The organism is Brevibacillus borstelensis (assembly GCF_003710865.1).
GTDB lineage: Bacteria > Bacillota > Bacilli > Brevibacillales > Brevibacillaceae > Brevibacillus > Brevibacillus borstelensis.
The window spans coordinates 132,344-159,100 of record NZ_RHHO01000012.1; the positions used below are offsets into that span (position 1 = coordinate 132,344).

General features: G+C 54.3%; 23 protein-coding genes and 1 riboswitch. Of the genes, 4 read left to right on the forward strand and 19 right to left on the reverse strand.

Going from position 1 to position 26,757, the window contains the following annotated elements:
• The first annotated feature begins 29 nt into the window (after positions 1-29).
• On the forward strand, positions 30-737 hold the full coding sequence (locus EDM54_RS06900) for a hypothetical protein (protein ID WP_024983719.1): 708 nt from the start codon (positions 30-32) through the stop codon (positions 735-737).
• A 175-nt stretch (positions 738-912) separates the two neighbouring features.
• Here EDM54_RS06900 and EDM54_RS06905 read toward each other — a convergent pair whose 3' ends face one another.
• From EDM54_RS06905 to EDM54_RS06935, 6 genes are all read right to left on the reverse strand, one after another.
• A complete protein-coding gene (locus EDM54_RS06905; protein WP_003388529.1) occupies positions 913-1,752 on the reverse strand; it encodes an alpha/beta fold hydrolase in 840 nt (279 codons plus the stop codon).
• Between the two features lie 56 nt (positions 1,753-1,808).
• Complete coding sequence (locus EDM54_RS06910; RefSeq protein ID WP_003388530.1) at positions 1,809-2,597, reverse strand: energy-coupling factor transporter transmembrane component T family protein; 789 nt, start codon at positions 2,595-2,597, stop codon at positions 1,809-1,811.
• Positions 2,578-3,414 (reverse strand): energy-coupling factor ABC transporter ATP-binding protein, encoded by an 837-nt coding sequence (locus EDM54_RS06915; protein ID WP_003388531.1) that lies wholly within the window; start codon positions 3,412-3,414, stop codon positions 2,578-2,580. Before EDM54_RS06915 ends, EDM54_RS06910 begins: the two co-directional genes overlap by 20 nt.
• Positions 3,411-4,256, reverse strand: coding sequence for an energy-coupling factor ABC transporter ATP-binding protein (locus tag EDM54_RS06920; RefSeq protein ID WP_024983718.1), 846 nt, complete (start codon positions 4,254-4,256; stop codon positions 3,411-3,413). The genes EDM54_RS06915 and EDM54_RS06920 overlap by 4 nt, the downstream gene beginning before the upstream one ends.
• Positions 4,253-4,858: a QueT transporter family protein gene (locus tag EDM54_RS06925; protein WP_024983717.1), complete on the reverse strand. Its 606-nt coding sequence runs from the start codon at positions 4,856-4,858 to the stop codon at positions 4,253-4,255. Before EDM54_RS06925 ends, EDM54_RS06920 begins: the two co-directional genes overlap by 4 nt.
• 776 nt (positions 4,859-5,634) lie before the next feature.
• Positions 5,635-7,302 carry a glutamine--tRNA ligase/YqeY domain fusion protein gene (locus EDM54_RS06935; protein ID WP_003388535.1) on the reverse strand — a complete coding sequence of 556 codons (1,668 nt, stop codon included), beginning with the start codon at positions 7,300-7,302 and terminating at the stop codon, positions 5,635-5,637.
• Positions 7,303-7,619: 317 nt separating this feature from the next.
• On the opposite strand from EDM54_RS06935, the gene EDM54_RS06940 reads away from it, so the two are divergent.
• The 3 genes from EDM54_RS06940 (at position 7,620) to EDM54_RS06950 (ending at position 12,860) form a co-directional block, all read left to right on the forward strand.
• Positions 7,620-8,579, forward strand: coding sequence for an MBL fold metallo-hydrolase (locus EDM54_RS06940; RefSeq protein ID WP_024983716.1), 960 nt, complete (start codon positions 7,620-7,622; stop codon positions 8,577-8,579).
• A 214-nt stretch (positions 8,580-8,793) separates the two neighbouring features.
• Positions 8,794-8,881, forward strand: a riboswitch (cyclic di-GMP riboswitch).
• A gap of 142 nt (positions 8,882-9,023) precedes the next feature.
• Positions 9,024-10,757, forward strand: coding sequence for a gamma-glutamyltransferase (ggt, locus tag EDM54_RS06945; RefSeq protein WP_003388537.1), 1,734 nt, complete (start codon positions 9,024-9,026; stop codon positions 10,755-10,757).
• 108 nt (positions 10,758-10,865) lie between these two features.
• Positions 10,866-12,860, forward strand: a complete 1,995-nt coding sequence (locus tag EDM54_RS06950; RefSeq protein ID WP_003388538.1) for a methyl-accepting chemotaxis protein — start codon at positions 10,866-10,868, stop codon at positions 12,858-12,860.
• A gap of 142 nt (positions 12,861-13,002) precedes the next feature.
• Here EDM54_RS06950 and EDM54_RS06955 read toward each other — a convergent pair whose 3' ends face one another.
• The 13 genes from EDM54_RS06955 to EDM54_RS07015 form a co-directional block, all read right to left on the reverse strand.
• Complete coding sequence (locus EDM54_RS06955; RefSeq protein WP_031932548.1) at positions 13,003-14,160, reverse strand: GNAT family N-acetyltransferase; 1,158 nt, start codon at positions 14,158-14,160, stop codon at positions 13,003-13,005.
• Positions 14,150-15,502 carry a F390 synthetase-related protein gene (locus tag EDM54_RS06960; protein WP_122957973.1) on the reverse strand — a complete coding sequence of 451 codons (1,353 nt, stop codon included), beginning with the start codon at positions 15,500-15,502 and terminating at the stop codon, positions 14,150-14,152. Before EDM54_RS06960 ends, EDM54_RS06955 begins: the two co-directional genes overlap by 11 nt.
• The gene (locus tag EDM54_RS06965) at positions 15,493-16,341 is read right to left on the reverse strand and encodes an MBL fold metallo-hydrolase (protein ID WP_122957974.1); all 849 of its coding nucleotides are present in this window, start codon (positions 16,339-16,341) and stop codon (positions 15,493-15,495) included. The genes EDM54_RS06960 and EDM54_RS06965 overlap by 10 nt, the downstream gene beginning before the upstream one ends.
• Positions 16,316-17,335 (reverse strand): NAD-dependent epimerase/dehydratase family protein, encoded by a 1,020-nt coding sequence (locus EDM54_RS06970; protein WP_003388544.1) that lies wholly within the window; start codon positions 17,333-17,335, stop codon positions 16,316-16,318. Before EDM54_RS06970 ends, EDM54_RS06965 begins: the two co-directional genes overlap by 26 nt.
• Positions 17,332-18,609: an ATP-grasp domain-containing protein gene (locus EDM54_RS06975; RefSeq protein WP_003388545.1), complete on the reverse strand. Its 1,278-nt coding sequence runs from the start codon at positions 18,607-18,609 to the stop codon at positions 17,332-17,334. The genes EDM54_RS06970 and EDM54_RS06975 overlap by 4 nt, the downstream gene beginning before the upstream one ends.
• Positions 18,599-19,594, reverse strand: coding sequence for a beta-ketoacyl-ACP synthase III (locus EDM54_RS06980; protein WP_122957998.1), 996 nt, complete (start codon positions 19,592-19,594; stop codon positions 18,599-18,601). The genes EDM54_RS06975 and EDM54_RS06980 overlap by 11 nt, the downstream gene beginning before the upstream one ends.
• A gap of 310 nt (positions 19,595-19,904) precedes the next feature.
• Complete coding sequence (locus EDM54_RS06985; protein WP_003388548.1) at positions 19,905-20,624, reverse strand: glycerophosphodiester phosphodiesterase; 720 nt, start codon at positions 20,622-20,624, stop codon at positions 19,905-19,907.
• Positions 20,625-20,700: 76 nt separating this feature from the next.
• Complete coding sequence (locus tag EDM54_RS06990; RefSeq protein ID WP_003388549.1) at positions 20,701-22,038, reverse strand: ABC transporter substrate-binding protein; 1,338 nt, start codon at positions 22,036-22,038, stop codon at positions 20,701-20,703.
• 159 nt (positions 22,039-22,197) lie between these two features.
• Complete coding sequence (locus EDM54_RS06995) at positions 22,198-23,025, reverse strand: carbohydrate ABC transporter permease (protein WP_003388550.1); 828 nt, start codon at positions 23,023-23,025, stop codon at positions 22,198-22,200.
• A gap of 60 nt (positions 23,026-23,085) precedes the next feature.
• Positions 23,086-24,039 carry a carbohydrate ABC transporter permease gene (locus EDM54_RS07000; RefSeq protein ID WP_031932545.1) on the reverse strand — a complete coding sequence of 318 codons (954 nt, stop codon included), beginning with the start codon at positions 24,037-24,039 and terminating at the stop codon, positions 23,086-23,088.
• A complete protein-coding gene (locus EDM54_RS07005) occupies positions 24,039-25,106 on the reverse strand; it encodes an ABC transporter ATP-binding protein (protein WP_003388553.1) in 1,068 nt (355 codons plus the stop codon). The genes EDM54_RS07000 and EDM54_RS07005 overlap by 1 nt, the downstream gene beginning before the upstream one ends.
• A 3-nt stretch (positions 25,107-25,109) precedes the next feature.
• Positions 25,110-25,766, reverse strand: coding sequence for an HAD-IA family hydrolase (locus EDM54_RS07010; protein ID WP_035979427.1), 657 nt, complete (start codon positions 25,764-25,766; stop codon positions 25,110-25,112).
• Positions 25,744-26,346: a glycerol-3-phosphate responsive antiterminator gene (locus EDM54_RS07015; protein WP_003388555.1), complete on the reverse strand. Its 603-nt coding sequence runs from the start codon at positions 26,344-26,346 to the stop codon at positions 25,744-25,746. Before EDM54_RS07015 ends, EDM54_RS07010 begins: the two co-directional genes overlap by 23 nt.
• Between the last annotated feature and the right edge of the window lie 411 nt (positions 26,347-26,757).

The window sequence follows — 26,757 nt, forward strand, 5'->3', positions numbered from 1 at the left end:
TGGCAAACACTAATCTGGAGGGATTTTGGATGCGGATACGAAAAATGATCAGCGGGATCGGTGTCATTTGCCTTTTGACTGCGTGTACAAACCAGGCGACACCGAATCAAGGAGGGCAAAACCAAGGAGCAGCGAACCAGGGAGCGCAAACCCAGTCCATGCATCAGCAGGCTGCTCCCGGACACGACCACACGACTGTCATTCCCAGTGTTGACCGCGACAAGAAGCTGACCACCAATCAGTACGGAGCAACAAACAGCGGCATGGGGACAGCCACCTACAGCATGATGGGCAGCTCCGGCTTAAACGACGGCGGACCTTCGTCGAATCTGGAGGCTCGTCTGGCCGCTGCGGGAGTCAACGGAGTCAATGTTCTGGTCGTTCATGACTGCGTCTTCCTCGCTCCGGCAGACGGAAAAACCCTTTCCACCAACTCTATGGACGAGACACAAAACCACCTGCTAAGCCCCTATGAAGGAAGCTCCTACCGCGGACCTTCGCGGCCGACGGACAAAATCGGTACGATGGGCGCAAGCGCTCAAGCACAAACGCTGTCCAAAGCCAAGGATCAAATCGAACGCATTTACGGCGGGGGCGTAGAGATCCGGACTGTCACCAACCCGCAAGCGATAGCCGCCATGGATCGGATCAAGCAAGCGACAAGGCCGGGAAAAGAAAGCGCCAATATCGGGGATGACCTGGCTCTCCTGTTCCGCTCCGGTTCCAAACAGCCGTAAGGGCGGCTTGTGAAAGAAGCTCGGCTTCGTCAAGCTATCGGGGACGGCATCGCGCCCCAAGAACTCCAGCTTCGCTATGTGCTCCGGCGCGATCAGCCTTTATTGCTATGCGTTCCGGTCGTACACATGCAAAAGGGACAGGCTGATCTGGCAACCCAGTCAGCCTGTCCCTTTTCTAGTGGACAAACGATATGATTCTCTCCACCGTCTCTCGCGGGTGGGTAAGCATGAGCAAATGCTGTGCATGGGGAATTTTTTCGCATACAGCACGCGGAACCTTTTGTCTGTATTCGGCTGCTGCCCTCTGAAAAAAACGCTGCTGCTCCCCGTCGGACAGCGTCATCTCGTCTGCGAGCAGCAGCAATACCGGGCATTTCAGCGAGGCAAACAAGGCTTCCTTGTCAAATGCGGCATATGCCCGAAAGTAGCCGTCAAACGCTTCCCGCGGCAGCCTGTAGCCATAAGCGCCGTCTTCCTTTTGCTCCAGCTCGCTCTCCGGCAAGGACGACGGAATGCCGCCCTTTCCATAACGGGCGATATAGGACTCCCTCGCTGCAGCTATCGAAGGAAAGCGGGTTTCTGCCAGTCTGTCTACTGTGGACGCTCTGTCAAAGCCGGGCATCTCTCGCAGGCTATAGAAGCCGCCGTCCAGCAAAATCAAGTGTGTGACTCGTTCCGGGAAGGCTGCCGCAAACATTTGTGCCGGGACCGCCGAGAAAGAGGCGGCAACGATGGCCGCTTGTTCCACTTCCTCCGTATCCAGCAGGGTACGGATATCCTCAGCCAGCTGTTCAAATGTATAGGGCCCCTCTTTGACCGACTCTCCGTGTCCGCGCAGATCAACCGCAATCACCCGGCAACGCTTCGCCAGCTCCGGAAGGATGTGGTCAAATAATCGACTGGTGTTGCGAATCGCATGAAGCAGCAGAAGAGCAGGAGCCTCTGGTCTCCCTGCGACCGTATACGCCAGAACAAGTCCGTTTTTCACCAGCTGCTTTCTTTGTTGTCCGGCCATGATTCCCCCTACCTTCCGCAATGATTCAAACCCGGCACATCCGCATTTTGTGCAAATCAAATCCTCCCGGGTATCAACACGCCCATATGTTCAGGATGAATGCGGGCGAAGTAAAGCAATACGGCAACGACAACAAAACCGCAAGCCAGTACGACGAGCTCTTTGGATTTCCATTTGGGCATTCGGTAAAAGCGATGCTGGCGGTTTCTCATCCGGAACCCTTTCGCGTCCAGCGCATTGGCGATCAACTGCACGCGCTTGAGCGAGCTGAAAATGAGCGGAACCAGAACGAAGCCATACTTTCGCATCCTCTCCGGAATGCTTCCTTCACTGAGCTGCAGGCCCCGCACCATCTGGGCTTCCCGGATCGTGACAAGGTCATGCTTGACGAGAGGGATAAAACGAAAAATCAGCGAGAGCAAATAACTGACGGAAAATGGAACACCGATCCCCTTCAGTCCCATCGCCATTTCCCGGGGACTGGTTGAAAACAGGTAATACATCGACAGCAGAGCCACGTTTGCCAGCCTTAGTCCCATGCCTAATGCCCACAGGACACCTACGTCCGTCACTTGGATCGGATAATTGACCAAAGGGATCCTGCTGCTCCAATACGGATGGCCGATGCTGGTAAACGGCAGCCACGTGATCGCCGCAAACACGGCCCCGATTCCCCCGATCAACAGGTAGCCCTTCAACATCGATCGGCTCCACCCCAGCTTGGCGATCAACAAGGCATTGATCAGCAAAACGACCGCGAGAAATCGCGGGTCTTGAAACAGAAACGGCAACGTCCCCAGCAAGATAAACGACAGCAGTACAAAACTAGGATGAGCGTGTTTCATGCAGCATTCTCTCCTCTGTCACCCGCACCTTAGCCTGCTCCAGTGTGAGCGGTACAGGCTCGCTCCAGCCTGCGGCAACGCCGAAACGATAAACTGCAGGGGCCTCCACCTGGGCTTTCATCAGCACTTCCTGTCGGGCAAAAACCTCTTGTGGCGTCCCGTCGCACAGCAGCCTCCCCTGATGCATGACCAGCACGCGCAAGGCGTATTCTGCCACCAGCTTCATGTCATGGGTCACGACGATGATCGTATGGCCGGCCTGGTGCAGCTTTCGCAACAGCGCCATGATATCCCGCACGCCGCGGTAGTCCAGCCCTGTCGTCGGCTCATCCAGCACGATCGCCTCCGGCTTCATCGCCAAAATAGAGGCCACCGCAATCTTTTGCCGGGTCCCTTTGCTCGAAAAATACGGCTCGGCTGAGCGCATCTGCTCAAGTCCCACAGCAGCCAGAGCTTCTGTGACGCGCTGTTCTATCTCAGTCTGCGGCAGCCCCAGGTTTTTCGGCCCGAAAGCGACTTCTTCGAAAATGGTTGATTGAAAAATCTGATGATCAGGATTTTGGTAGCAGTACGTCACGGTGCGAGACAGCTCAGCAACCGATTGTTCACGCGTATCTCTTCCTTTTACTGTGACTGTCCCGCTCGTCGGTTTGTACAGACCGTTGCAATGCTTGGCCAGCGTCGTTTTCCCGGAGCCATTTCCGCCGATAATGGCGATGAGTTCGCCTCGATCCACGTTCAGGGAAACATCCTTGAGCACCTGCTTGTCAGCTTCATAGCCAAATGAGACGTTCTCAAAACGGATCAAGCTGCTCATGTCTCATCCCTCCTGCCGCTTATGCGAGCTTCGCGGTACCACTCGGCCAACTCATCCACATGGAGCGGCACCCCGTATTTGTTCGCGGTGATGACGCCTGTCCGGCACATCTGCAAATACAACTGTATGACATCGGGGACGAGAATTCCGTGCTTCTCAAGCTCCTCCACCTTGCCAAAAAACGGACGTACGGGCAAATCGAGTTCAATCCGCCCGTCCGCCAAGAGCAAAATGCGATCGCAAAATTGAGCCAATTCCTCTGTCGCGTGGGAAGAGACGACTATCGTGATTTCCTGCTCCCGCTTTAGCTGTGAAAGCAGTTGAAACACTTCCCTAGCTCCTTTTGGGTCCAGCTCGGAGGTAGGCTCATCCAAAAGCAAGATTCGGGGTTGATGGGCCAATGCCGAAGCGATGGCCACCCGTTGCTTCTCTCCTCCGGATAATTCAAAGGGAGAGCGGAGAGCAAAGCCTTCCAGACCGACCAGCTTGAGGACTTCACCAATCCGCTGCTCGATTTCCTCATCCGCTTGCCCGCTGTTTTCCAAACTAAAGGCGATCTCTTCCTCTACCGTAAGGCCGATAAACTGTGTCTCCGGGTCTTGAAAGACGATGCCCAACTCCCCGGTGACCCGGCGTTCGCCGGAAAACTGCCCGGAATAATTGCGCGGTACCAGCCCGCCCAAAGCCAAAAGAAGCGTTGTTTTGCCCGCGGCAGAGGGGCCGACGATTCCCACCACTTCGCCCGGATAGAGGGAAAGATTGATGTCGGATAGCGCATGCTTGGCGCTATCCTCGTACTGCCAACGAACGTTCTCCAAACGGAGCAGCGGCTGACCGGTCACGGACGAAGCCCGCCTTCTTCAATGGAAAGCAGTCCATTGCCGTGTGCTCGTCCCCGGTACAAGCCTGCCCGCTTCACAAACGGATACAGCAGCTTTAGCAGAACTGGCCCCAGTATTGCCGTCGATACTGCCTGATTCAAAAAGACGGTCGGAATAAACAAGGTTGCGATGGCCATCGGCGTAAAGCCAAGCGCCACATTGATCAAAATCGAGCAGGCCACCACTGCAGAGGCAATCAATACAACAAATATGTAATATTGCAAGATGCTGCGCCCTGTTTTCAAGGCCGGATGACTGACAGCCAAATAACCGATCAATCCTCCTAAAAAGTTGCCGATGAAGCCGACGATGACTGCATGCGGCGGTGTGCCTCCCGTCAGCAGATCGCTGGCCACGTTTCCAAATGCTAGACCCAGGCAGCCGGGAATGCCAAACAAAATGCCGAAAACAGGCTGCAGCGCATTCGCCGGTCGAAGCGGTACGGATGGAGCTAATTTGATGTTAGCGAGCATAATCAAGGCGACCGCGTACAAGGCCGCCGTGACGACGATCAGGACAAAGTCGACAGTCGTCCACTTTCGCCGAAAGAGAGACGTTCCCATCTCTAGTAACCTCCTTTATCTATGAAAACGGTTTACATGATCATGATGCTAGTTTACCCCTCCGCGCTGACTCTCGCAATGGCTTGAACAGGTTTATAGATGGACTTGGGTACAGCAAATCTTCTTTAATCTGCTAGGGCCATTTTGATAAGAACGTCAGATGGATACCGGGGGTAGCGATAGTAGTTTTTTAGAATGAGCGTTGTTCGGGCTTTGGGGGGAGGAGATGAAACAGGAGAAAAACGCTCCAGGTTCGGTGGGACACTTGCCGGGGGTAATCCTGGCCGGCTTCGTTCCAAAAGTGGAACCGCGTCCAAAAGCAGCCCGTTCGCAGAAGCCTCTCAGAGGTTGGACGCTAAAAGCGTGTTCCACTTTTGGAACGAAGCCTGGGTATGTGTCCCAAAGACCTTCGCGTTTTTCTCCTGTTTCATCTCTACAGCTTTTGTTTTCTCCCCGAGATACCCGAAAGAACCCGCGACGACAGAGAAGCATATTTCCAGGCGGAGCGACTAGCGGAGTCCAGCCCAGCGGAACAACGAAATCGCGGGAATCAGGAGCGTAACTCTGATTGGGCTTCGGAACGGCTGCTGCTTTTACGCTCCCCCGCGAATCGTTGTAGAGCGGACAGTCTCGGCTCCCTTGCGGACGCAGACCGGAGCGCAGCCTGGAAATATGCTTCTCTCACTGCAGCCACGTTCCTAATCCTATGTAGCCAATAAAAAAAGCTGTTGAACGCCTCAATGAGACTTCAACAGCTTTCTGCTTTGCATTCTCTGTTATCCCTGCTGCTTCGGCAGTTCAAACGAGCTCTTCAAGGAAACAATCCGGTTGAACACCAGCTTGTCTTCTGTCGTATATTTCGGGTCGACATTAAAGTATCCGTGACGGAAGAATTGGTATTTGTCGTGGGGCTTGGTCTCTTTCATGTTAGGCTCCACGTATCCGTTCACGATCTCCAAAGAGTTTGGATTGATATTGTCAAGGAACGTGGTTCCTTCCTCCTGATCATCCAAAATCAGCGGTTCATACAGGCGGAACTCCGCAGGGAGCGCATGCTTGGCGTCTACCCAGTGGATCGTTCCTTTTACTTTGCGACCGGTAAAGCCGCTGCCGCTCTTCGTTTCAGGGTCATACGTACAGTGGATTTCGACGACATTGCCTTGCTCATCCTTGATCACGTCCGTGCACTTGATGAAGTACGCGTGCTTGAGCCGTACTTCATTTCCCGGGAACAGGCGGAAATACTTGCTCGGCGGGTTCTCCATGAAGTCGTCCTGCTCAATGTAGATTTCGCGGGAGAATGGAATTTGTCTGGTTCCCATTTCCGGATTTTCCGGGTTGATCTCCGCATCCAGCAGCTCGACCTGGTCTTCCGGATAATTGGTGATGACCACTTTCAGCGGGCGCAGTACAGCCATCGTCCGCGGCGCTTTCAGCTTCAGGTCCTCGCGGATGAAGTGCTCCAGCATTTTTTCATCCACGGTGCTGTTGCTTCTGGCCACACCGATTTCCCGGGCAAATGTACGGATGGACTCAGGAGTAAAGCCGCGGCGGCGAAGTCCCGAAATGGTAGGCATGCGCGGATCATCCCATCCGTCTACTACCTGTTCGTCGACCAACTGTTTCAGCTTCCGTTTGCTCATTACCGTATTGGTCAGGTTCAACCGGGCAAATTCGTATTGTCTCGGCACGTTTTCCATTTCACATTCGCGGACAACCCAGTCGTACAGCGGGCGATGATCCTCGAACTCAAGCGAACAGAGAGAGTGGGTTACGCCCTCGATAGCGTCCTCCAGCGGGTGTGCATAATCATACATCGGGTAGATGCACCATTTGTCTCCCGTGTTGTGGTGGGTAGCATGCGAAATCCGGTACAAAATCGGGTCACGCAGGTTGATATTGGGGGAGCTCATGTCGATTTTGGCGCGCAACACCTTTTCGCCGTCCTTAAACTCGCCGTTGCGCATCCGCTGGAACAAATCCAGGTTTTCTTCCACCGACCGGTCGCGGTAAGGGCTGTTTGTACCCGGCTCCGTCAAGGTCCCTCTGGTTTGGCGGATTTCTTCCGGGGACAGATCACATACGTAAGCCAGTCCTTTTTTTATCAACAGAACGGCGCGATTGTACATTTCCTCAAAATAATCCGATGCAAAGAACAGTCCGTCCCACTCAAAGCCAAGCCATTGTACGTCTTCCTTGATCGCTTCTACGTACTCCGTGTCTTCTTTCACCGGGTTGGTGTCGTCAAAACGAAGATTGGCTCTGCCATTGAATTCCTTTGCCAGTTCAAAATTAAGGCAAATCGCTTTGGCATGTCCGATGTGCAAATACCCGTTTGGCTCCGGAGGAAAGCGGGTAACGATTTCCCCGACTCGGCCCTCTCGCAGGTCTTCCAGGACAATGTTGCGGATAAAGTTGGATGATGATGCCGATTTATTTTCCACAGAAATTCAACCTTTCCCTTCACCTTTACATTCCATAATACTGATTCCCCGGCGATAGTTCAACAAATTCGCCCGGCTTCTGATGTTGGGCCGATGCATCATCGTTATCAGTCACCCCTTGGCCAACCGGCTTGTAGCAAGAATCACCTTCTCTGGACCAGGCGCTTTTACAAACCGCCCTTCAGAGGGTTTTTACTATCATAAGCAGGAGAGCCCCCGTGGGTGTTCACACGATGTATATAAATTGAAGTTGTTTCCAAAAGATTCCCATTTTATCCTACAGGCAGAAACATATTTTATGATTGGGGTGATCTGTTGTGAGTGTGCTTGAAAAAATCAATACACAATCCTCCTTTTTTACATTGGCAGAAATTGCGGAAGGTGTTTTTGCCGCCGTTATCAAAGCAGGCACAGGAGCCATGGGCAATGCCGCCATCGTCGATCTGGGCGATCGGACGGTCGTTTTTGACACCATGTACACGCCCAAGGCAGGGCTTGCACTGCGAGAAGCAGCCGAGCAATTGCTTGGACGCCCTGTATCGTTGGTTATCAATTCCCATTTCCACTTTGACCATGTGGGCGGCAACCAAGTCTTTTCCGATGCCATTATCCTCTCCACAGAAACCACCAAAAATCTCATGCTCGAGCGTTGTACAAGCCTCGTCCAATTCGCAAAGCAGCACCCCGAATACCCTGACAAGGTTCGCCAATCTTTGGAAGCCGAATCAGATCCGGAAAAGCAAAAGGAGCTTCGCACCGACCTCGGAGACATTCTCGCCCTTGACGCTGCACTGCCTACGTTCTCCGCGACCCCTGCCTCCCTGACATTTTCTGATTCTGTCACGCTCCACGGCTCGAAGCGAACTGCCGTACTGACCGCCAAAGGAAACGGACACAGCACATGCGACTCTGTCCTGTACCTGCCCGAAGACCGCGTTCTTCTGGCCGGCGACCTGCTTTTTGTGCAAAATCATCCCAGTATGCAGACAGGAAATCTTTCCCACTGGGTCTCCGTTTTGAAGGCTTGGAAAGACCTGCCCATTTCGGCAGCAGTCGGCGGCCACGGCCCGGTCGGAGACCATCAAACTGTGGATAGCTGTCTTCACTATTTGGAAGCTTTGTGGGACCAAGCCAAGCATCTGGCCGAGAACGGCTCCACACCCGAAGCCATCGAAGCAATCCCCATACCCGAACCATATGCCTCCTGGAGCTATCCCAGCCTCTTTGCTCGCAACCTTCAACAGCTTAGCCAGCAGATCTTAGCCGTTTCGGAGTAAGAAAGAGAAACGGAAGACGGATATGCATCTGTTTGAAAAAAATAAATAAATTTTTCACTAAAGTACTAGTCCAATATTACCGAATATAGGTAATGGATAGATATTTTTTGCATCTATGGAATCAGATTCAATCTTACGAATCTTTTCCCATATGTACAATTTTTCATATGTACTAAGTTTCACAAATTGCGTTCACTATCTTATTTCACATTGATATCGATAATGGCAAACCCGGGGAAATCCGGCGACGCAAAGCTACAGGGGCTACCTCCAGCAAATGGACAAGCCAGCCAGCTGCCGAAGTATTGATGTAGGACCAAAGACCAATGATCCTATGTCATTGGTCTTTTTGTGTTGTTATGCAAAGGAGGTGATGCCAATCGATTTTGACCCGAACCGTTCAACCTTTCATGCTTCGACCGTACACAACAAGGAGGATGGAAAGTGAAAAAGTCAATCTGGAAGAAACTCTCTGTTTTAGCGCTGACCGCGACGATCGGTCTGTCCAGCTTCACAACTGCCGCAGTGGAGGCGGCAAATCGCCCCACAACAATGTCGCCAAACGGCATGGTTACGGCTCCTCACTACCTGGCTACAGCCGCAGCTCTCAAAACACTCGAGGAGGGCGGAAACGCAGTCGATGCCGCGATTGCCGCCGCGTCTACGCTCGCCGTTGTTTACCCGCACTACACGTCGATTGGCGGCGACAACTTCTGGCTGATCTACAATGCAAAGACGAAAGAAGTAAGAGCGCTGAACGGAAGCGGTCGAGCTGGTGAAAAGGCAACGATCGAATATTACAAAAAGAAAGGCTACGAAAAAATTCCTTCCCGCGGGTACGAGTCCGCCAACACGGTCCCTGGTGTCGTTTCCGGTTGGTGGGAAGCGTACAACTACGCACACAAGGAATTGGCTGGAGATAGCAAGCTGAAATGGGACAGACTGTTGGAGCCGGCGATTGGATATGCGGAAAAAGGCTATCCGGTCTCTCCCAACCAAGTGTACTGGACCAAATACGCGATCGATCCGACAGACAACGATCTGAAAAATCTGCAGCGCTTTGAAGGGTTCCGCAAGACCTACCTGAAAGCGAACGGCGAGCCGTACCAGGCCGGCGAAATCCTCAAGCAGGAGGATCTGGCGAAAACGTTGAAAGTGATCGCCAAAAAAGGCGCAGACGGTTTTTACAAAGGCGAGATCGCCGAAAAAATCGTAAAAGACATGCAGGCAAACGGCGGTTTGCTGACTCTGAAAGACTTTGAAAAGCACACGTCCACCTGGGCTGATCCGATCACCGTCGACTATCGCGGATACCAAGCCTACAACGTACCGCCCAACTCTCAAGGCATGGCCTCATTGTCGATTCTGAACATATTGAACAACATTGACCTGAAGAGCATGGGCGAAGGCACGCCGGATTACTACCACGCTATCGTGGAAGCGACGAAGCAAGCGTTTGCCGACCGCGACAAATGGCTGACAGACCCTGAGTTTGTTGACATTCCGGTAGACGAGCTGCTGTCCAAGCAGCACGGCAAAGACCTTGCTGCCCGGATTGACATGAAGCAGGCTGCCAAAACCGTAGAACCGCTCGATCCCAAGGGCGACACTACCTGGCTCGGTGTAGTCGACAAGTACGGCAATGCCGTTTCCATGATCCAGAGCCACTACTTCGATTGGGGCTCGGGCGTCGTCGCGAAGGACACTGGTGTTCTCTTGCAAAACCGTGGAAGCTACTTCTCTCTGGACCCGAATCATATCAACCACCTGGAGCCAGGCAAGCGCACCTTCCACACGATCAACCCGGCTATGCTCTTGAAAGACAACAAGCCTTACCTGCTGTACGGTACACAGGGCGGTGAGGGGCAGCCGCAGACACAAGCCGCTCTCGTCACGCGCATTATCGACTTCGGATTCACGGTTCAAGACGCGATTGAAGCACCGAGATGGCTGCATGGCCGCAACTGGGGCTCCTCCTCCAACAATCTGAAGGTAGAGAGCCGCATTCCGCAGGAAGTCCTCGACGAGCTGGTAAAACGCGGTCATCCGGTTGAGAAGCTGGAAGCCGCTTATACCGATGCGATGGGTCAATCCGGTGCCATTCTGATCGATCCGAAAAGCAACATCAAGTTTGGCGGTGCAGACCCGCGCGGCGAAGGGGCTGCCATGGGCTATTGATTTATAATACGTGCAGACTGCTGGGATTATCTCAGCAGTCTGCATTTCCAGCTTTATACTCTGTCCCTTCCGGATTCCCAGCATGAATTATGAAAGGATGCTGCAACGATGCGTCTGTTCAGCAAGCTTCGGAATAAAATCATTATCTGGTTTTTGCTTGTGGCCGTACTCCCCTTGATCGCCTGCTCTTATCTGGTACTGACCGAAAGCACCAGAATTTTGATCGACAAGCAAAAGGATTCCTTTGTTCATTTGACGGAGTCGACTGCAAACGCCATGGACCAATGGCTGGACAGGAGACTGTCGGAAGTAATGATTCTGGCACGATCCTCGGACATCCAATCCTTTGACAATGAAGCAAAGAACAAGTTCATTCGCAAATTTACGAACGAAATCAAAATCTTTGACGGAAATACATTTATTTCCCCGGACGGGAAGGTAACAGCGGACACGTTTGAAGGCAGCGTAGGGATCAACCTGGCGGAGCGTCCGTTCTTCAAACTCGGCATGGAGGGAAAAACCAGCTACTCTGACATGCTGATCGCAAAAACGACCGGAAATCGGTCGATTGTAGTCGCTTCTCCCGTTGTGAGCAATGCCGGAGAAAAACTCGGCGTACTGACCGGGCTTGTAAACGTGGATTCGTTCACCTCGACCTTTTTGGACAATGTACAACTGGGTGAAGGCGGTTACCCGATTTTGGTCGATAACCAAGGACTGATCCAGGTACACCCCAACCCCGACCTGATCGGCAAAACCATTGAGGAAGCAGCTCTCCCTGAAGGCTTGAGCAGCATTCTCAAAAATAACGCACCCGAATCGGGCTCCTTTACGTATCTGGACGGCGGTACCGAATACGTCGTTACGTACGCTTCTATCCCCAAGACTCATTACAGCCTGTTTTTCCACATCCCGATCGAGTCCATCACCTCTGAGGTAACAGCGCTGACACTGAATGTGATGTTGATTGTAGGTATCGTAGCAGCCATCGTCATTGCAGCCGCCTACTTTGTGTCTCGTCAAATCAGCCGTCCCATCGTTGAGGTTGCCGCCGTGGCCAGCCGAATTTCCGATGGCGATCTGGCGGTAGATCCGCTGGCCATCAGAAGCCGGGATGAAGTAGGGCAGCTCTCCGAGTCAGTCAACCATATGGTAGGCAATCTGAGGTCAATCATCGAACAGGTAAACACAGCAGCCGAAGAGCTCGCTTCCTCTGCAGAGGAGCTGTCGGCCAATGCCGAGGAGACCAGCAAGGCAACGGAACAGATCGCCTCTTCGATTCAGGAGGTGGCATACGGAGCGGAACAGCAGGTACAAAGCGTGGCGGAAAGTGTAGGAGCCATCAATGAAGTCTCAACGGGCATTCAGCAGATAGCCGTTAACGCACAAAATGCAGCTGACTCTGCCGTGACTGCTTCGGAAATTGCTGTCGGCGGCAACAAGGCGATCGACACGGTCATGAGCCAGATGCAGTTGATTCACAGCACAGTAAACGAGATCGCCGGCATCGTCAAACGCCTCGGAGACAGCTCACAGGAAATCGGACAGATCGTCCAGGTGATTACCGACATCGCCCAACAGACAAACCTGTTGTCACTCAATGCTGCAATCGAGGCAGCAAGAGCAGGAGAGCAGGGAAGAGGCTTTGCCGTGGTCGCTGACGAGGTGCGGAAGCTGGCCGAGGAATCGGCGAAATCAGCCCAGCAGATTGAACAACTGATCACAACGATTCAGACCGAATCCCATACCGCCGTGCTTTCCATGGAAAAAGGAACGAAGGAAGTGGCACTCGGTATTGAAGTGGTTAACGAGGCTGGCAGCTCATTCGTTCAGATCAGCGAATCCGTCGCTCAGGTCGCCAGCAAGATTCAGGAAGTGCAGGCCTATTCCCAGCAAATGACGGCAAGCACGGAACAAGCCGTCTATTTGATCGAGCAAATATCCAAGGTGGCAGAAAACTCGGCAGACGGTACACAAAACGTTTCCGCCGCAACCGAAGAACAACTGGCTGCTGTCGAGCAGGTCTCTTCTTCTGCCGAATCACTCGCGAGGGTTGCCGAGAAGCTGCAGGACCAAGTCCGGAAGTTTACCCTGTATCGGTAACGCGGAACATCCGATTGTCCGGCATGCACGCTGTTCGTTTGTCTTTGGCAAATCCCTTGCCCGCAAAAAAAGAGCACGGTATCGATAGACATAAACCGATACCGTGCTGACTTGAATGGTTTCCAAGCTGTCTTTTTGTCCGTTACCACTTGTACTTTTTCGCCATGCCGATGACAGCGCGATCGAGGATCGCAGCCAAGGCTCTCCAGATCATCTGTCGCCGGTAAGGAAGATGCTTTATATACACTGCCGTATACTCCGCAGTACCCTCTGCCCCGCGATCCGCTTTGAACGCCCCGACTCCGGCGCTTTGATGAAGCAAGAGGCCCTTTTGTTCCGCCTCCGACACCAAAAGGCTGGAGAGCATCCGGTACAGCCCCAGTTTTTTGGGAAGAGCGGTATCGTACCCGAACAGGGGAGTGGTCATCATGCCGTTTCGCTGAAAATAACCGAGAATCCCGTCCAATCTGCCTTCCTTTTCCAGACCAATCAAGGTCAGTATCTGCCTGTGCAGCGCCAGTCGGACAAAGGCCGGCGTCAATTGCGGATTCAGTTGGGAGTATTTGTCCAGGTAAAGCGCTTGGTAAAGTGCGGCGATCCTCTCTGCATGCTCCTCCCCAAGCTCCTCGTGCCGAAGGATGCGATAACCGCTTTTCTTCAGCATATCCCGGTCCCGCTTTAACGTATTGCGAACGCGCCAGCCCTTTTCATTAGCCTGTTTGGGGTCAAACAGGTACACATACCGACTCGGCACCATCACATATCCGCTCCGCTCCAGGCCGGTCCATGCCTCCGGACAGACGATTGGACTTACGGATCGAAAAGCCACGGCGTGGTCCGGAAACCTCCTGGTCAGGAAGCTGGTGATTTCCCGGACCTGTTCAGCCGTCAACGGGTGATACAGATTGGTGGACAGAAGCCAATTGTTCACGAACACAATCCGATTCACACGGCTAAGCTTCATCAGGGCACCTGCCCCGGACAACAACGGCCCGCCGAGAGAAGCTATCATGGAAGACGTGACCAGCTTCATTTCCTCGCGGGCATAGCTGATGTAGTGTGTATAGGGCGAGCATACGTATGAGTTGTCGTACTCCTCGTCATTGACAGTTACAGGCAGTACGAGATCATCGATGACAAGCGCCCCCATCCGCGTGCGGACATTAGACATGTACGCCGGGACAGAATCGAGAATCAGCGGCTCCAGATAGGCGCGGGCATACTCTCCGTCCTTCATCCTCTCCCAGGCAAGCTCTGCCAAATCCGTTTTCTCATACAGGCGGACGCGTTCAGCGTTCATCAGGTTGGAACATCCTTTCCACGCGCCGGAGCTTCCTTCCCCGCTCCGGTGGTTGATAAGGAGAAAAAACGATTTCGGGCCCTGCGTACCCCTGCCTCTCTATTTCCCGCTGCAGCTTCCGACGGACGTCCTCTTCCACATCCTCCCGCCGATATCCCGACGAAATGACAAGCGAGACTTCTACGTGCTCGGGACTTTTTTGACGGACGATGTACTCCTCAATTCCCTGTGACGCAGTCATCACTGCCCGGCGGACAAAATCAGGGAAAAAGGGGCGGAGCCCCTCGCCTCTTTCAGCAGAACCATCAGCGCCTTTGGCAGATGGAAAATAGAAAATGTCATCTGCCCGTCCCTCGATCTGTTCGAGAGCCAAAAACACGGAGCCGCAGGGACAAGGGTCCTTCCGTTCCGTCAAGATGTCGTTCAAACGGTATCGGATCATCGGCTGCGTGTACCGGGAAAAGTCGGTAATAATCGGATGGAACCGGGTTTTTTCCTCGTCCAGATACTCCTTTTCCATTACCAGGATGTCCTCGTTTACATGCAGAGTGCCATGCGAGCAGGTCGCCGCCAGGAAGCCTTCCGTACATTGGTAGATCTGGTGGACGGGCCCGCCGAATGCCTCGCGGATCACCTCTTCATCGATCGGGTCCAGCACCTCCGCTACGGAGATAACCTTGCCTGGCCGGATATCAAGGGAGCCTTCCTGCTTGGCGACGGCCAGCAACCGAAGCATGGAGGGAGGCGCTACCAGTATCGTCGGCTGGTATTGCTGCAGATGGGCAATATGCGCTTCCAGCGAAAGAAGCAGGTCGAAAAAGGCGAATTGCAGCCGTTTCCGTTTTACCGATGTATACAAATTGCTGTTGGCCCGCAGAAAAAAGGCGACCCGCTGCTTCTCCCAGAGCGGCCCCGGCAATGCCTTCGCCAGTATGGCACCGGCCCATCTGACCCGCTCATCCGGCCCGACCAGGAAAATACCGCGGCTGCCGCTGGTTCCTGACGATAGCCCAACCGTAACCTCTCCGATTTTCGGGGTAAAATCCCGTGTCTCCTCGGCCTCCTCCGCAATCCGAAGCGCTTCGTCACGCTTGATTCCAGCCGTGTTCAGAAGATCAAAATGCTCCATCATCTCCCGCTTTTCAATCGGAGAGATCGTTTTCCAACCGTGCAAAGGATCGCTCCCGATTCGCTCGCGGTAAAAAGGCGAACGGGGCAAAACGTAGCGGAGCAGCTTCTGGACCTGCTTCTCCTGCCAGCAGGCAAGCTCCTGGCGGGTGTGAAACCGCTTGGCCAGCCGCCTGGTCTTGATGTACTGCCAGAGGGTACCGATCAGCTCCATGCAAATTCCCCCTTGCTCAGCTCATGTACTTCTGGACAATGCGTAGGCAGGATGTACAGCTCCGGCCAGCTCCGGTGAAGCTCATGGAGGCGCCTCAGATTCCGCAAATAGGAAGCAGCGTCCGCCTTGATCAGGTGTGCAACAGGATGTGGTGGCCGATGCTTCCGGTACGCCTCGCTGGACCAGGCCGCATCCGCGCAAAGAAAGATGTCGCGGTCCTGCGTGTCGCGCAGGAAAAGGCCGAACTGTCCTTTGGCGTGTCCGCTCAAATCGATTGCCAGCAGGCTTTTGTCTGCAAACGGATCGTACGCTTCCTCAAACGGATGGTACTCCCCGGACAAGCGTATCTTTGGACCATCGTCAATGAAAATGGCACGCTCCTCAAAGTCTTCCGGCATCAACTCCGGCAAAAATCCCCTTCTGACGGCGGCGATTCCTTTAAGTCCCTTGACCTCCTCATAAGCCGAACGGAAACAGTACAGCCGGGCCCCCGGAAAATCGTGCAAGCCGGCAATATGATCCGCATGGAAATGCGAAATGAAGATGCCAGTGACCTGTTCCGGTCCAATCCCTTTGCTTGCCAGCTGTTCCTTCACACACTGGCTCCGCTCAGTAAAGACCGGAGTCGCTTTGGCGTAAAGAGAATAGGGAAAACGTGCGGCTGCTGTAAAAAAATGAGGGGCGTACCCGGTGTCAAACAACAGCAAGCCGTGGTCCGGATGATGCATGCACCCTGCCACAGCGTGAAACCGGATCGATTGGAATCGCCCTCCGCCAAGCGAGATGGCCTCCAACTGCCGGCAAAAGCCCGTATCAAGCAGGGTCAGTGTTACGTTCATGCTCTTGTCGCCACCAATTCGCAAAGATTTCGATTCCTTCTTGCAAGCCGACCCGCGGCTCGTACCCCAGCTCTTCCCGGGCCCGGGTAATATCCAGCGTCTGACTTTTCGCCAAGACACCCACCGTGTAACGAGTCAGCATCGGCTCTCTGTAGGCGAGCAGCGTGCGGGACAGCAGCTCCAGTACGGACGCAATGCCGTACGCTTGCCTATAGGAGACCTCCTTGCTATTAAGCGGCATGTCCAGCTTGGCAAAGACCGACTTCAGGACATCGATGAGCATGACCGGCTCTCCATTCGTGATGTTGTACACCTTTCCCAGCGTTTTTTCGGAAGAATCCATGCACAAAAGAAGCGCATCCACCACGTTGTCCACATACGTCAGGTCGATGACGGCCCGGCCTCCCTCAATAATGGGCACAAACCGATTTTTGTTGGCCCGGATCAGTCTGGGCAGGATTGCATTGTCCCCGGGTCCAAACAATGCCCTCGGGCGGATCGTAATCGTCGCCAGGCCATTTTCAAAGGCGTTGTCGACTTCCCGCTCGGCGAGGAACTTCGTCTCGGCATACTCATTGGCAAAGCGCTGCGGCAGCGGATCCGATTCCTTAATGCCCAGCCTGTCTTCAAAAGCGAAATACAAGCTCGGAGTCGAAACGTGTATCAATCGCTCTACATTGTGCTGCCGGCAGCCTTCGATCACATGGCGTGTGCCTTCCACATTGGCGGCGTACATATCGCGGTACCTTCCCCACGGTGAAGAAAACGCCGCCGCATGGATCACAATCTGCTTCCCGTAGCAGACGTCCCGAACGGCCTTTTGATCCGTGATGTCGGTGCAGACAAAGCGGATTCCTTCCTTTTGCAATGCCTCGCCCACCCGTTTGTTCCGGCCCAGCACCGTTACCTCTGCGCCCTGCTCATGAAGCCTTCGCGCCAGCTTCTGTCCCAAAAAACCGGTGCCGCCCGTCACCAGTACACGTCTGTTTTTCATTCGTCACCATTCCATTCAATATCGCTTGTGGAGCACTCGATCATGCTCATCCCGGTCTTTCTTTTCATATCTGCCAATATCCACAGCAAACGCAGCTGCTCAAAGGCGGGGAGGGGGTCGCTCCAGCGAAACACAACATCCCGCGACTTCAGGAACTCCCCCAGCCAGCGCCTTCCTTCTCTCCAACTGCGAAGGGAAGGCAGTCCGTAGAAGAGCATAGCCATCGACAACGCTGCCGATGCATTCGCGGAAGGCACAACTACAGGCTGTTTCTCCGCGTGCACCGGGAGAGTCGCTCGTTCCGGCTTTTCCAAAGCCTCGTTATTGTCGTTTCCGTCATGTTCCCCGCCAGCTCCGCGACCACCAAAAAACGCCTCTGCCGCCTCCCTTTTTCCCCTGAAGAGGTGGATACCGCTGGTCAGGCGCGGGTTGCATTCGATTGGGTACAGCTCCCCTGTGCGTGTCTCGATAAAATCAAAGGCGATCTGCCCGGTAAAACGGCGGAGCCCGACCATCTTTTCGACAAACGTTCGCACTCCGGGATGGTCCGCAAAGCTGAAAGAAATAGACGCCCCCTGCCCGGCCGTGAACGTCGTGGCATAATCGGCGTACAAGGCAAGGCGGCCTTCCCTGGCTACCGCATAGCTGCACAGCTGCCTGCCCGCGATGAACTCCTGCACGAGCCATGTTTCTCCCTCTCTTATAGCAGGGAGTTCGCTCGCTGTATACCAATCCTTTCTTGGCGAAGAGCGGCGCAAGATATGGACACGGGAAGAAAACCGGGAAAAAGCAGGCTTCAACACGACGCTTTTTCCCGGTTCGACATCTTGGAGAGCTTCCAGCAGCCCGGCAGCCGATATAACCGATCTCGTCTGCGGGACGGAAAAACCGGCTTGCTCCGCCAGCCTGACAAACGCTGCTTTATCATGCCAGATGCGCAGTTCTTCAAGGCTTTCCACAAACGGTTCCACATAATGACGGAGACGCTCTCTGCCCTTTGCGACGAAAAAAACTTCCTCGCATGTCGGGACGAGCAGGTCTGCTTTTTCCCTTTCTGCAATGCGGCAAAGCTCTTCGATATATTCTTTTTCCTGCTGTCGGGGAGGGGGCACGAGGTAAGAACGGGCAACCGCTCGGGATACCCGGCACAGGTGAGCGGGCAAGCTCTCCGCCACCACAACGCAGTGTCCCGCCTCGTCAAACAGCCGAGCCAGCTCCAAGGTAGCCGGTGCTCTTCCCCCTGTCAGCAGGATCGTCTTCCTCTCAGTATTCAAGCAAAATTCCTCCCAGGGACAGCCCTGCTGATGTTCCTAGCAGAAGCAGCAAGTCCCCGCGGGCCACTTTTTTCTCCTGGATCGCTTCGTGCAATGCCATAGGAATAGAGGCAGCGATCACATTTCCGTGATTTTCAATAATATTGATCATCTGGCCCGGCGCAAGCCCCAGCTTTTGTGCCATGATGCGCATCGCCATACCGCTGGCCTGATGAGGGACGACCGCCTTGATTTCGGAAAGGGAAATAGTCGTGTTGGACAACAACCTCTCGATAAAGCCCTCAAGAAGCTGGGAGGTCATCCGAAACAGCTTGCGTCCATCCATGTCAAACATAAAGTCGCTCTCATTTCCCTTCCCGTACTCGCTTGGATGGATCAAGGTCCCGCCGCCGCGAATCTCGGAGTAATGCGCTCCTTTGCTGTACGTCTCCATCCGGGAGCAGAGAATCCGGGAAGAAGAACCGTCCTGCGCAAGTCCGATGACAGCCGCCGCTGCCCCGTCTCCAAACAGGATACTGCTCTCCTTTTGCTCCCAGTTCAACCCTACTGAAGAAATTTCAGTAGAGACTATCAAAACCCGCTTATACACGCCAGCAGCCATCGCAGCCGACATCACATCCAGCGCTGTGACAAAACTGAGGCATGTGGAATTGATATCAAAGCACGGGACGCCGGAGTCCGACTCCCCCAGTTCCTCCTGAAGCAGCGCTGCCGTACAAGGAATTTCCTGCTGAGCCGTCCCGCTGGCGCAAACCAGACAGTCGATGTCAGCAAACGTAAGGCCTGCATTCTGAAGCGCTTGTGTAGCTGCCGCGGCCCCCATTTGCGTAGCAGTTTCATCTGTCACAAAATGCCGAACCCGCACTCCCGATTTCTTTTCCACCCATCCAGCCGGCAATCCCAGCTTTTGGTCCAACTGCTCTGCCGTCACTTGCCGCTTGGGCAAATATTTGCCTGTCCCCAGTATTCTAACCGGTCTCTCCATCATTCGTTTGTCTCCCCTTGATGCTGCCTCTTTTTTCATTCGCATCATCATTTTACCAGATGATTGCAAACCCTCCGAACAAAATTACACCGCCAAACGGCAAAGAAAGGGATGATGCGGCCTCGCTTTGCCTCTTGGAGCTTCCAGATGTATCCTTCTATGTATTTACGTTTCCGGGCAGCTTTTGTTTCATTCCCCCCAGACATACAGACGATTGCCCCAAACATGAAAACCGGAAGGGGCTCTCCCTTCCGGTCCATCCATATAGCCGCAGCCTTTTATAAGGTTCTTCTGAACTTTTTGCCTGTCCTTAGCAAACAGCCAACATTCGATCCGGGTGGTTGGTACAAATCTGCACACGTGGATAGTTCTTTACAATATGGCGAATTGTTTGGGGATCATCGACTGTCCAGGCGATTACCTCATAGCCCTGCTCAATCGCAGCCGCAGCGAGCTCTGGCGTCAGGTACGGATAGGCCATCGACAAAATATGGACTCCTGCTTCGCGAAGCTGCTCCAGCATCAGTACGGGATTTCCGAGGACGATCAGGCCGGTCTTCACTTCGGCATCGAGCTGGCGGACATGGCGGATCTCTTCATGGTCAAACGACGTCACGTACACGTCCCGCTTCATGTCATGCTTCTCCAGCAAAGCCAGTACACTTTCCGCCAAACCGGGGTACATGCCGGGCGCTGTCTTCAATTCAATATTCAGCGTGCATCGCCCCTTTACTGCTTGCAAAACCTCATCCAGCGACGGGATTCTCTCACCCGCGAACCGCGCGTCAAACCATCTGCCCGCATCGAGTGTCCGCAACTCCTCAAAGGTGTGGTCCCGAACGAGTCCGCTTCCGTTCGTCGTGCGCTCCAGCGTAAAGTCGTGGCAAAGTACAGGTACGCCATCCTTGGACAGTTGCACGTCAATCTCCATCGCCTTGATTGCCGGTTCTGCCAGCGCCAGGCGGATCGCTGTCATCGTGTTTTCCGGCGCTTTTCCGGACCAGCCGCGGTGTGCCATACAGACGTTCATCATGTTCCCTCCGTTTTTCCCGGTCGCTGCTTGCTCTCAGCCCAGGCCAAATTCCTTTTTCACGAAAATGCTGCGGTTACTTTTTCAACAGCTTCTGCCCTTTTTCCATCGCTTTGCCGATCGCCTCGTCCACGGACGCCTGCCCCAATACCGCACGCTGGATTTCGGTCATGATCACTTCCTGCAGCTCCTTGTAGCCTGGCACCATCGGGCGCGGCTTTGCGTACTCCAACTGCTTCACTGCCACCTGGAAGTTCGGCTCCTTCTCGTACGCTTTTTTCATTTCTTCCGACTCGACTGCTTCTTTTGTCACTGGCATGTACCCGGTTTCCAGCGACCACGGAATCGTTTGCTTCGTATCGGTCATCCACTCGATGAACTCCCAAGCGGCCTTTTTCTCCTCTTCGGAGGACTTCGCCAGCATCACCAGATTGGCTCCGCCCGTAGGAGCGCCGTAGCTCTTGTTGGCCGGCAGGAACGCGGCGCCCAGGTCGAATTTGGCTGCTTCCTTCAGTCCGCGCAAATCCCCGGTAGAGGTAAAGATCATGCCCACCTGCTGGTTGAGGAAGTCTTGCTTGGCCACATCCCATGCATTGTATTTTTCACCCGGAGGCGCCTTCATCACGCCTTCTTTCAACATGCTCGTCCAGAATTCGAGTGGTGCCACTCCGGCTTCTTCATTGATCAGCAGGCTTTTGCCGTCTTCACTCAAGATGTTGCCTCCGCTCTGGAACACCAGCGCTTCGTAGAACCAGATGTCGATCGGGGTGGAGAAGCCGTATGTTTTGGTCTTGTCGCCCTCTTTTTTGGTCAGAGCCTTGGAGAATTCACGCAGCTCCTCCCAGCTTTTCGGACCGTTCGGATCGAGTCCGGCCGCCTTCAGCATGTCGCGGTTGAGGTACAGCAGCGGAGTGGAACGGTTGAATGGGATCGCGTACAGCTTGTCTTTCCAGTACGAGTTGCCCATCAGTCCGGGAATGTACTTCTCTTCGGCTCCGTTCGTGTAAGGCGTCAATTCCTGCAGCACTTTCGCGTCCGCAAACGCCCCGATGGAGCCTACCTCGACCATCGTCACGTCAGGCTGGTTTCCGGCAGACACAGAGGCCAGCACCTTGGCGTGGTTCTCATAGTAGCTGCCCTGGTAGGACGGCTTCACCACAATGTGCTTGTGGGATTCGTTGAATTGTTTTACCATGCTTTCGATCATTTCCCCGTTGCGGCCGCCGAGCGCGTACCAGAAGTCGATCTCGATTGGCTTGCCCGCATCTGCCGTCTGCTGCTGCGCTCCGGATGCCGCACCGCTCGTCCCGCTTGTCTGCTCTGTGGCCGCCTGCTGATTGCCGCCGCCACAGCCTGCCAGGATAGCCGTTATGCTCATTGCGCATGCCAGTAAAGATACACGAACTTTTTTCACCACAATTGCCTCCTTTAAAGTAAGGGGTTTTCCCCCTGTTTCCCGGATAGGTAGGGTTCCATGAAATGCTGTCCTGCCCTTTTGCCGAAATGGGCAAAGCTTCTGTCAAAGCAGGTTTTTTCTGGTCAAGGTTCCTTGTTCCCTTTTCATTGTCCCTTGTTACTTGGACTGATAGACAAACGCGCTGATGATGTGCCGCTGGGCGAAGAAGAAGATCGCCAGAATCGGGAGGACGAGAATCATATTTCCGGCCATAATCACATTCCACAGCTTGCCGCCCTCCGCCGCCTTCAGCATGGAGATCCCGATGGGAAGCGTCCGGACTTCATTGCTGTTGGTCATGATCAGCGGCCAGAAATAGTCGTTCCAGTGGTAAATGAAGCTGAACAGGCCAAAGGTAACGAGTACCGGCTTTGCCATCGGCACCATGATCGTCCACATGATTTTCCACTCGGATGCGTTGTCGAGCCGCGCCGCTTCGATCACTTCATCCGGCACCTGCATGAAGGACTGGCGCAGCAGGAAGATGCCGAAAGCGCTCGCCCCGTAGGGAAGGATCAACGCCCACAAAGTGTTCACCAATCCCCAGTGGCTCATCTCCACATAGACCGGCAGGAAAATGACCTGCGCCGGAATCATCAGCGCGATCAGCGTCAGCCCGAACAAGGCTTCTCTCCCGCGAAAGCGATAACGGGCAAACGCGTATGCGGCCGGTACCCCTGTCAAAAGCTGCAGCACCAGAATCCCGGCTGCCACGAGAAAGCTGTTCCAGACGTAGGTCAGGAATGGCCCGGAGCTCCAGGCAATTTCAAAGTTTTGAAACTGCCACGATTCCGGCCACCAGGTCGGCGGAAATTGGTATACCTCCGGCATCGTCTTGAAAGCCGTCAAGAACATCCAGAGAAACGGAAACACGAAGATCAGGCCCACAGCCGCAAGCAGCAGCCACTCCACCGTTTTCCACGCCGTCAAACCGGCTTGTCGCATGTTGTCTCCTCCTCTCTTCCACTATCTTCTCTGCTTTTCTTCGTTCATCACTTGCATTTTTTAGCGGTAGTGAACACGCTTTTCCATCACCCGGAAGTGCAGCAGCGTCAGCAGTCCAACGATACCAAGCAGGATGACAGAGGCTGCCGAGGCGATGCCGCCGTTGTAAAAGTCCATGCCTTGCTCGTAGATGTAGAAGACGAGCATATTGGTGCTGTTGACCGGTCCGCCCTGCGTCATGATGTAGATCGTATCAAACACCTGGAACGAGGAGATCGTATTGATCACCAGCAAAAAGAACAGCGTGGGCGAAAGCATCGGGATCGTGATGCGGGTCAGTGTCCGCCACCACGGCGAACGATCCAGGGAAGCCGCCTCGTATATGTCCCGGGGAATGCTTTGCAGCCCGGCGATAAAGACGAGCGTATTGTAGCCGACTCCTTTCCAGACGCTGACGATGATCAGTGAAAGCAAGGCGCTTTTTGTATCAGACAGCCAGGTGTAGCCGGGCAAGCCGATAAATTCCAGCAGCGCATTGAGCAGGCCGTATTGCGGGTCCATCAGCCACATCCAGAGCATCGCCACCGACACCAGCGAGATGATATGCGGGCTGAAGACCGCCGCTTGCACGAGCCCAAAAATCTTGGCTTTGCGGTTTAGCCAGAGCGCCAGGAAAAAGGCGATCCCGATTCCCAGTGCAACGGTACTAAGTGTATAGATGAGAGTCGTCCCCAGCACCTGGCGAAAATCCGCGTCCTCGAAAAGCGCAGTAAAGTTGGCCAGTCCCACCCACTCGATCTCGTCCAAATTCAGCAGAGACCAGTCGTGAAACGAGAGGTAGATCACATAGGCGATCGGAAAGAAGAAAAAGACGCCGAAGAAGGCCAATGCCGGTGTGACATACAAATAAGGACGGATCGTCTCAAACAGATTCAGCCTGGCTTTTGTCGCCTCCGTTCTCCCAAGAGCATGACCGGAAGCCGTCATTTCGTGTGCGGCCGCTGCCTTTCGCATCAGACCACCCCACCTGCCAGGATTTGCTGCCTGACACCGTTTTCTGCCCGTGCTATCCGCTTCCCGGTCGCGCGGTCAAACACGTAGATGCTCGAAAGCGGCACCGTTACGTGTACGGCCGATCCTGCATCCAGAAGAGATTCGGTGTCCGTCTTGACCACGACCCGTCCTTTGTCCGTCTCGACGTGATACAGCGTGTCCGATCCGAGAATCTCCCTGGAGACGATATGTCCGTGCATATCCATTGCGTCAGCGTGACCGACAGAGGAGACTCCTGCGTGGCGGAGCAGCGCTTTTTCCGGGCGAAACCCCCAGACCTGATCCTCGCGCTCTGCCGCCGGGACGATGTTCATAGCAGGAGAGCCGATAAACTGGGCAACGAACAGATTGTCCGGCTCCTGATACAGATCCATCGGCGCCGCCACCTGCATGATCTGCCCTTCGTTCATCACGACGATCTGGTCGCCCATCGTCATCGCTTCCACCTGATCGTGCGTTACGTAAATGAAGGTGCTGCCAAGCTGCTTGTGAAGGCTTGTCAGCTCTACCCGCATCTGGTTGCGCAGCTTGGCGTCGAGATTGGATAGCGGTTCGTCCATCAGGAAGACCTGCGGTTTTTTGACCATGGCCCTGGCCAGTGCGACCCGCTGACGCTGGCCGCCGGAGAGCTGCGAAGGCTTCCGCTTCAAATAAGGAGCCAGTCCCACGACCTCGGCGATTTCCTCTACCAGCACCTGGCATTCCTTCTTGGAATAGCCGCGGTTTCGCAGACCATACGAGATGTTGTCATAGACGCTCATCGTCGGATAGAGTGCGTAGTTTTGGAACACCATGGCGACGTCCCGTTTTCCCGGCGGCAGATCGTTGACCGGCTGTTCCCCGATCAAAATCTCTCCGCCCGTCGCCTGCTCCAAGCCGGCGATCATCCGCAGCGTCGTCGACTTTCCGCATCCTGACGGCCCGACCAGTACGGTAAAGGAGCCATCCGGGATCACCAGATCAAGGCCCTTGACCACTTGCTGGCCGTTGAACTCCTTCGTCACCTGTTTCAACACCACTTTTGCCACCTGTCATTCCCCTCCCTGTGCCTTCACAGCAAGCATTTCCTCGGCAAAGCTGCGAAAATCCGCATATCGAAAGTCCGGAGAAACGTAGTTCCATTCCTCCGCACCGTACCATTCCAGCACCACTGATTTGACGCCCGCCCCTACAGCAGCCAGGACATCATACCGGCTGTCGCCAATCATCAGCGCCTGCTCCGGCTCCATTCCCAGCAAGGACAGCGCTTTTTCAATCGGCTCGGCGGACGGCTTGCCACGCGAAACATCGTCCACGCTGACAACAGCCTCGAACAGCTCGGATAAGCCCGCCAGCTCCAGCCCGGCAACCGCAAACTCGCGCTGTTTATTCGTCACGACAGCGAGACGGAAGCCCGCTTGTTTCAACCGTTCCAAATCTTCGCGAACATGGGGAAACAGCCGGACATGCTCTGCATGGTGAGCGCGGACATACGAGAAGTAGCTGTCCATCACTGCTTTGCGGTCGTACTCCTCCCCAACTGCGGCGGCCAGAAAATCATCAAAGGACTCTCCGAACCGCCCCACCAGATCTTTCCTCGTAAAAACGCCCGGGGCGAAGCGTTCCGCCGTGTGAGCTACCGCGTCAATGACCGCTTCTCTGCTGTCCAGCAAGGTACCGTCCAGATCAAACAACAGGCATGGATACATCGGCAAGACACTCCTTCCATAGTGAATAGCTGCCCACAGAAACGGCTGCGGCCCCGTATTGCAAGGCGGTCTCCATTTGTTCACGTTTACGGATCAGCCCACCCGCTATAATCGGCGTGCCCTTCAGCTCCTGCGCGTACTCCGCGATGAATTCCGGGAGCAGCGCCGGCATGAGCTCTACGGCATCAGGCTGTGTTTCCTTGACCGATAAAAGGCCGGACTTGAGCGCGTCGCTGTCTACCAGAAAAAGCCGCTGGATGGTCAAAAGCTTCTCTTTTTTCGCCAGCTTGATCAGCGTATTGCGCGTGGTCACGATCCCGTCCGGCTTGACGTAATGAGCGACAAACGCGACTCCTTCCCGGTCGTAGCTGATTCCCCCGATCCGCTCCAGATGGAGAAAGACCGGAACATCGTGACTTTTGAAAAAGTCGACATAGCGCTTGATGACACCGATGTTTCCCGTAGACAGGACCACCGCGCCTACCTTGGCTTCAGCCGCTTTTTCCAGATATTTGGGTTCTTTGACTGACGCGATCATTTTCTGCCGGGTCAGCCGCTCGAAAAATTCCGCCTGGTTCATCTCGGTTCTCCTCCTTTTGCAAAACAAAAAACCCCGCGACAAGACAATTGCCAAAGACTTTATGTGAAAGTGCTTGGTAATGAATGTCGGGGGTTTCTCCAGGGCTCCAACCGAACGATCTATTCACTTGTTAGTTAGAATGATACCGGGGTTTCGTTAAGAGAACGTGAATGCAGGGTTAATGTTGTGAAAGGAGTCTGTTAAGAAAAGTGGTAGGTCTGGCTTTGGGGGAGGAGATGAAACAGAAGAAAAAAGCTCCAGGCTCGGTGGGACACTGCGTGGGGGATTCACTGTCCGGCTCCATTTCAAAAGCGGGACCGCGTCCAAAAGCAGACTATACAAGGGGGGATCTCAGAGGTTGGACGCTAAATGCGTGTCCCGCTTTTGAAATGGAGCCTGGGATGTGTCCCA

What these genes read in the sequence shown, in the direction of transcription:
- EDM54_RS06960 (WP_122957973.1), bottom strand. Translation starts at nt 15,502, where the DNA reads ATGGAGCTGATCGGTACCCTCTGGCAGTACATCAAGACCAGGCGGCTG.
- EDM54_RS06915 (WP_003388531.1), bottom strand. Translation starts at nt 3,414, where the DNA reads ATGAGCAGCTTGATCCGTTTTGAGAACGTCTCATTTGGCTATGAAGCT.
- EDM54_RS07010 (WP_035979427.1), bottom strand. Translation starts at nt 25,766, where the DNA reads ATGTATCCATGCCTGTTGTTTGATCTGGACGGTACCTTGCTGGACAGC.
- EDM54_RS06965 (WP_122957974.1), bottom strand. Translation starts at nt 16,341, where the DNA reads ATGAACGTAACACTGACCCTGCTTGATACGGGCTTTTGCCGGCAGTTG.
- EDM54_RS06985 (WP_003388548.1), bottom strand. Translation starts at nt 20,624, where the DNA reads ATGAACGTCTGTATGGCACACCGCGGCTGGTCCGGAAAAGCGCCGGAA.
- EDM54_RS06955 (WP_031932548.1), bottom strand. Translation starts at nt 14,160, where the DNA reads ATGAACGCTGAACGCGTCCGCCTGTATGAGAAAACGGATTTGGCAGAG.
- EDM54_RS06995 (WP_003388550.1), bottom strand. Translation starts at nt 23,025, where the DNA reads ATGCGACAAGCCGGTTTGACGGCGTGGAAAACGGTGGAGTGGCTGCTG.
- EDM54_RS06970 (WP_003388544.1), bottom strand. Translation starts at nt 17,335, where the DNA reads ATGAAAAACAGACGTGTACTGGTGACGGGCGGCACCGGTTTTTTGGGA.
- EDM54_RS06910 (WP_003388530.1), bottom strand. Translation starts at nt 2,597, where the DNA reads ATGAAACACGCTCATCCTAGTTTTGTACTGCTGTCGTTTATCTTGCTG.
- EDM54_RS06900 (WP_024983719.1), top strand. Translation starts at nt 30, where the DNA reads ATGCGGATACGAAAAATGATCAGCGGGATCGGTGTCATTTGCCTTTTG.
- EDM54_RS06905 (WP_003388529.1), bottom strand. Translation starts at nt 1,752, where the DNA reads ATGGCCGGACAACAAAGAAAGCAGCTGGTGAAAAACGGACTTGTTCTG.
- EDM54_RS07015 (WP_003388555.1), bottom strand. Translation starts at nt 26,346, where the DNA reads ATGAACCAGGCGGAATTTTTCGAGCGGCTGACCCGGCAGAAAATGATC.
- EDM54_RS06925 (WP_024983717.1), bottom strand. Translation starts at nt 4,858, where the DNA reads ATGGGAACGTCTCTCTTTCGGCGAAAGTGGACGACTGTCGACTTTGTC.
- EDM54_RS06980 (WP_122957998.1), bottom strand. Translation starts at nt 19,594, where the DNA reads ATGGAGAGACCGGTTAGAATACTGGGGACAGGCAAATATTTGCCCAAG.
- EDM54_RS06950 (WP_003388538.1), top strand. Translation starts at nt 10,866, where the DNA reads ATGCGTCTGTTCAGCAAGCTTCGGAATAAAATCATTATCTGGTTTTTG.
- EDM54_RS07000 (WP_031932545.1), bottom strand. Translation starts at nt 24,039, where the DNA reads ATGCGAAAGGCAGCGGCCGCACACGAAATGACGGCTTCCGGTCATGCT.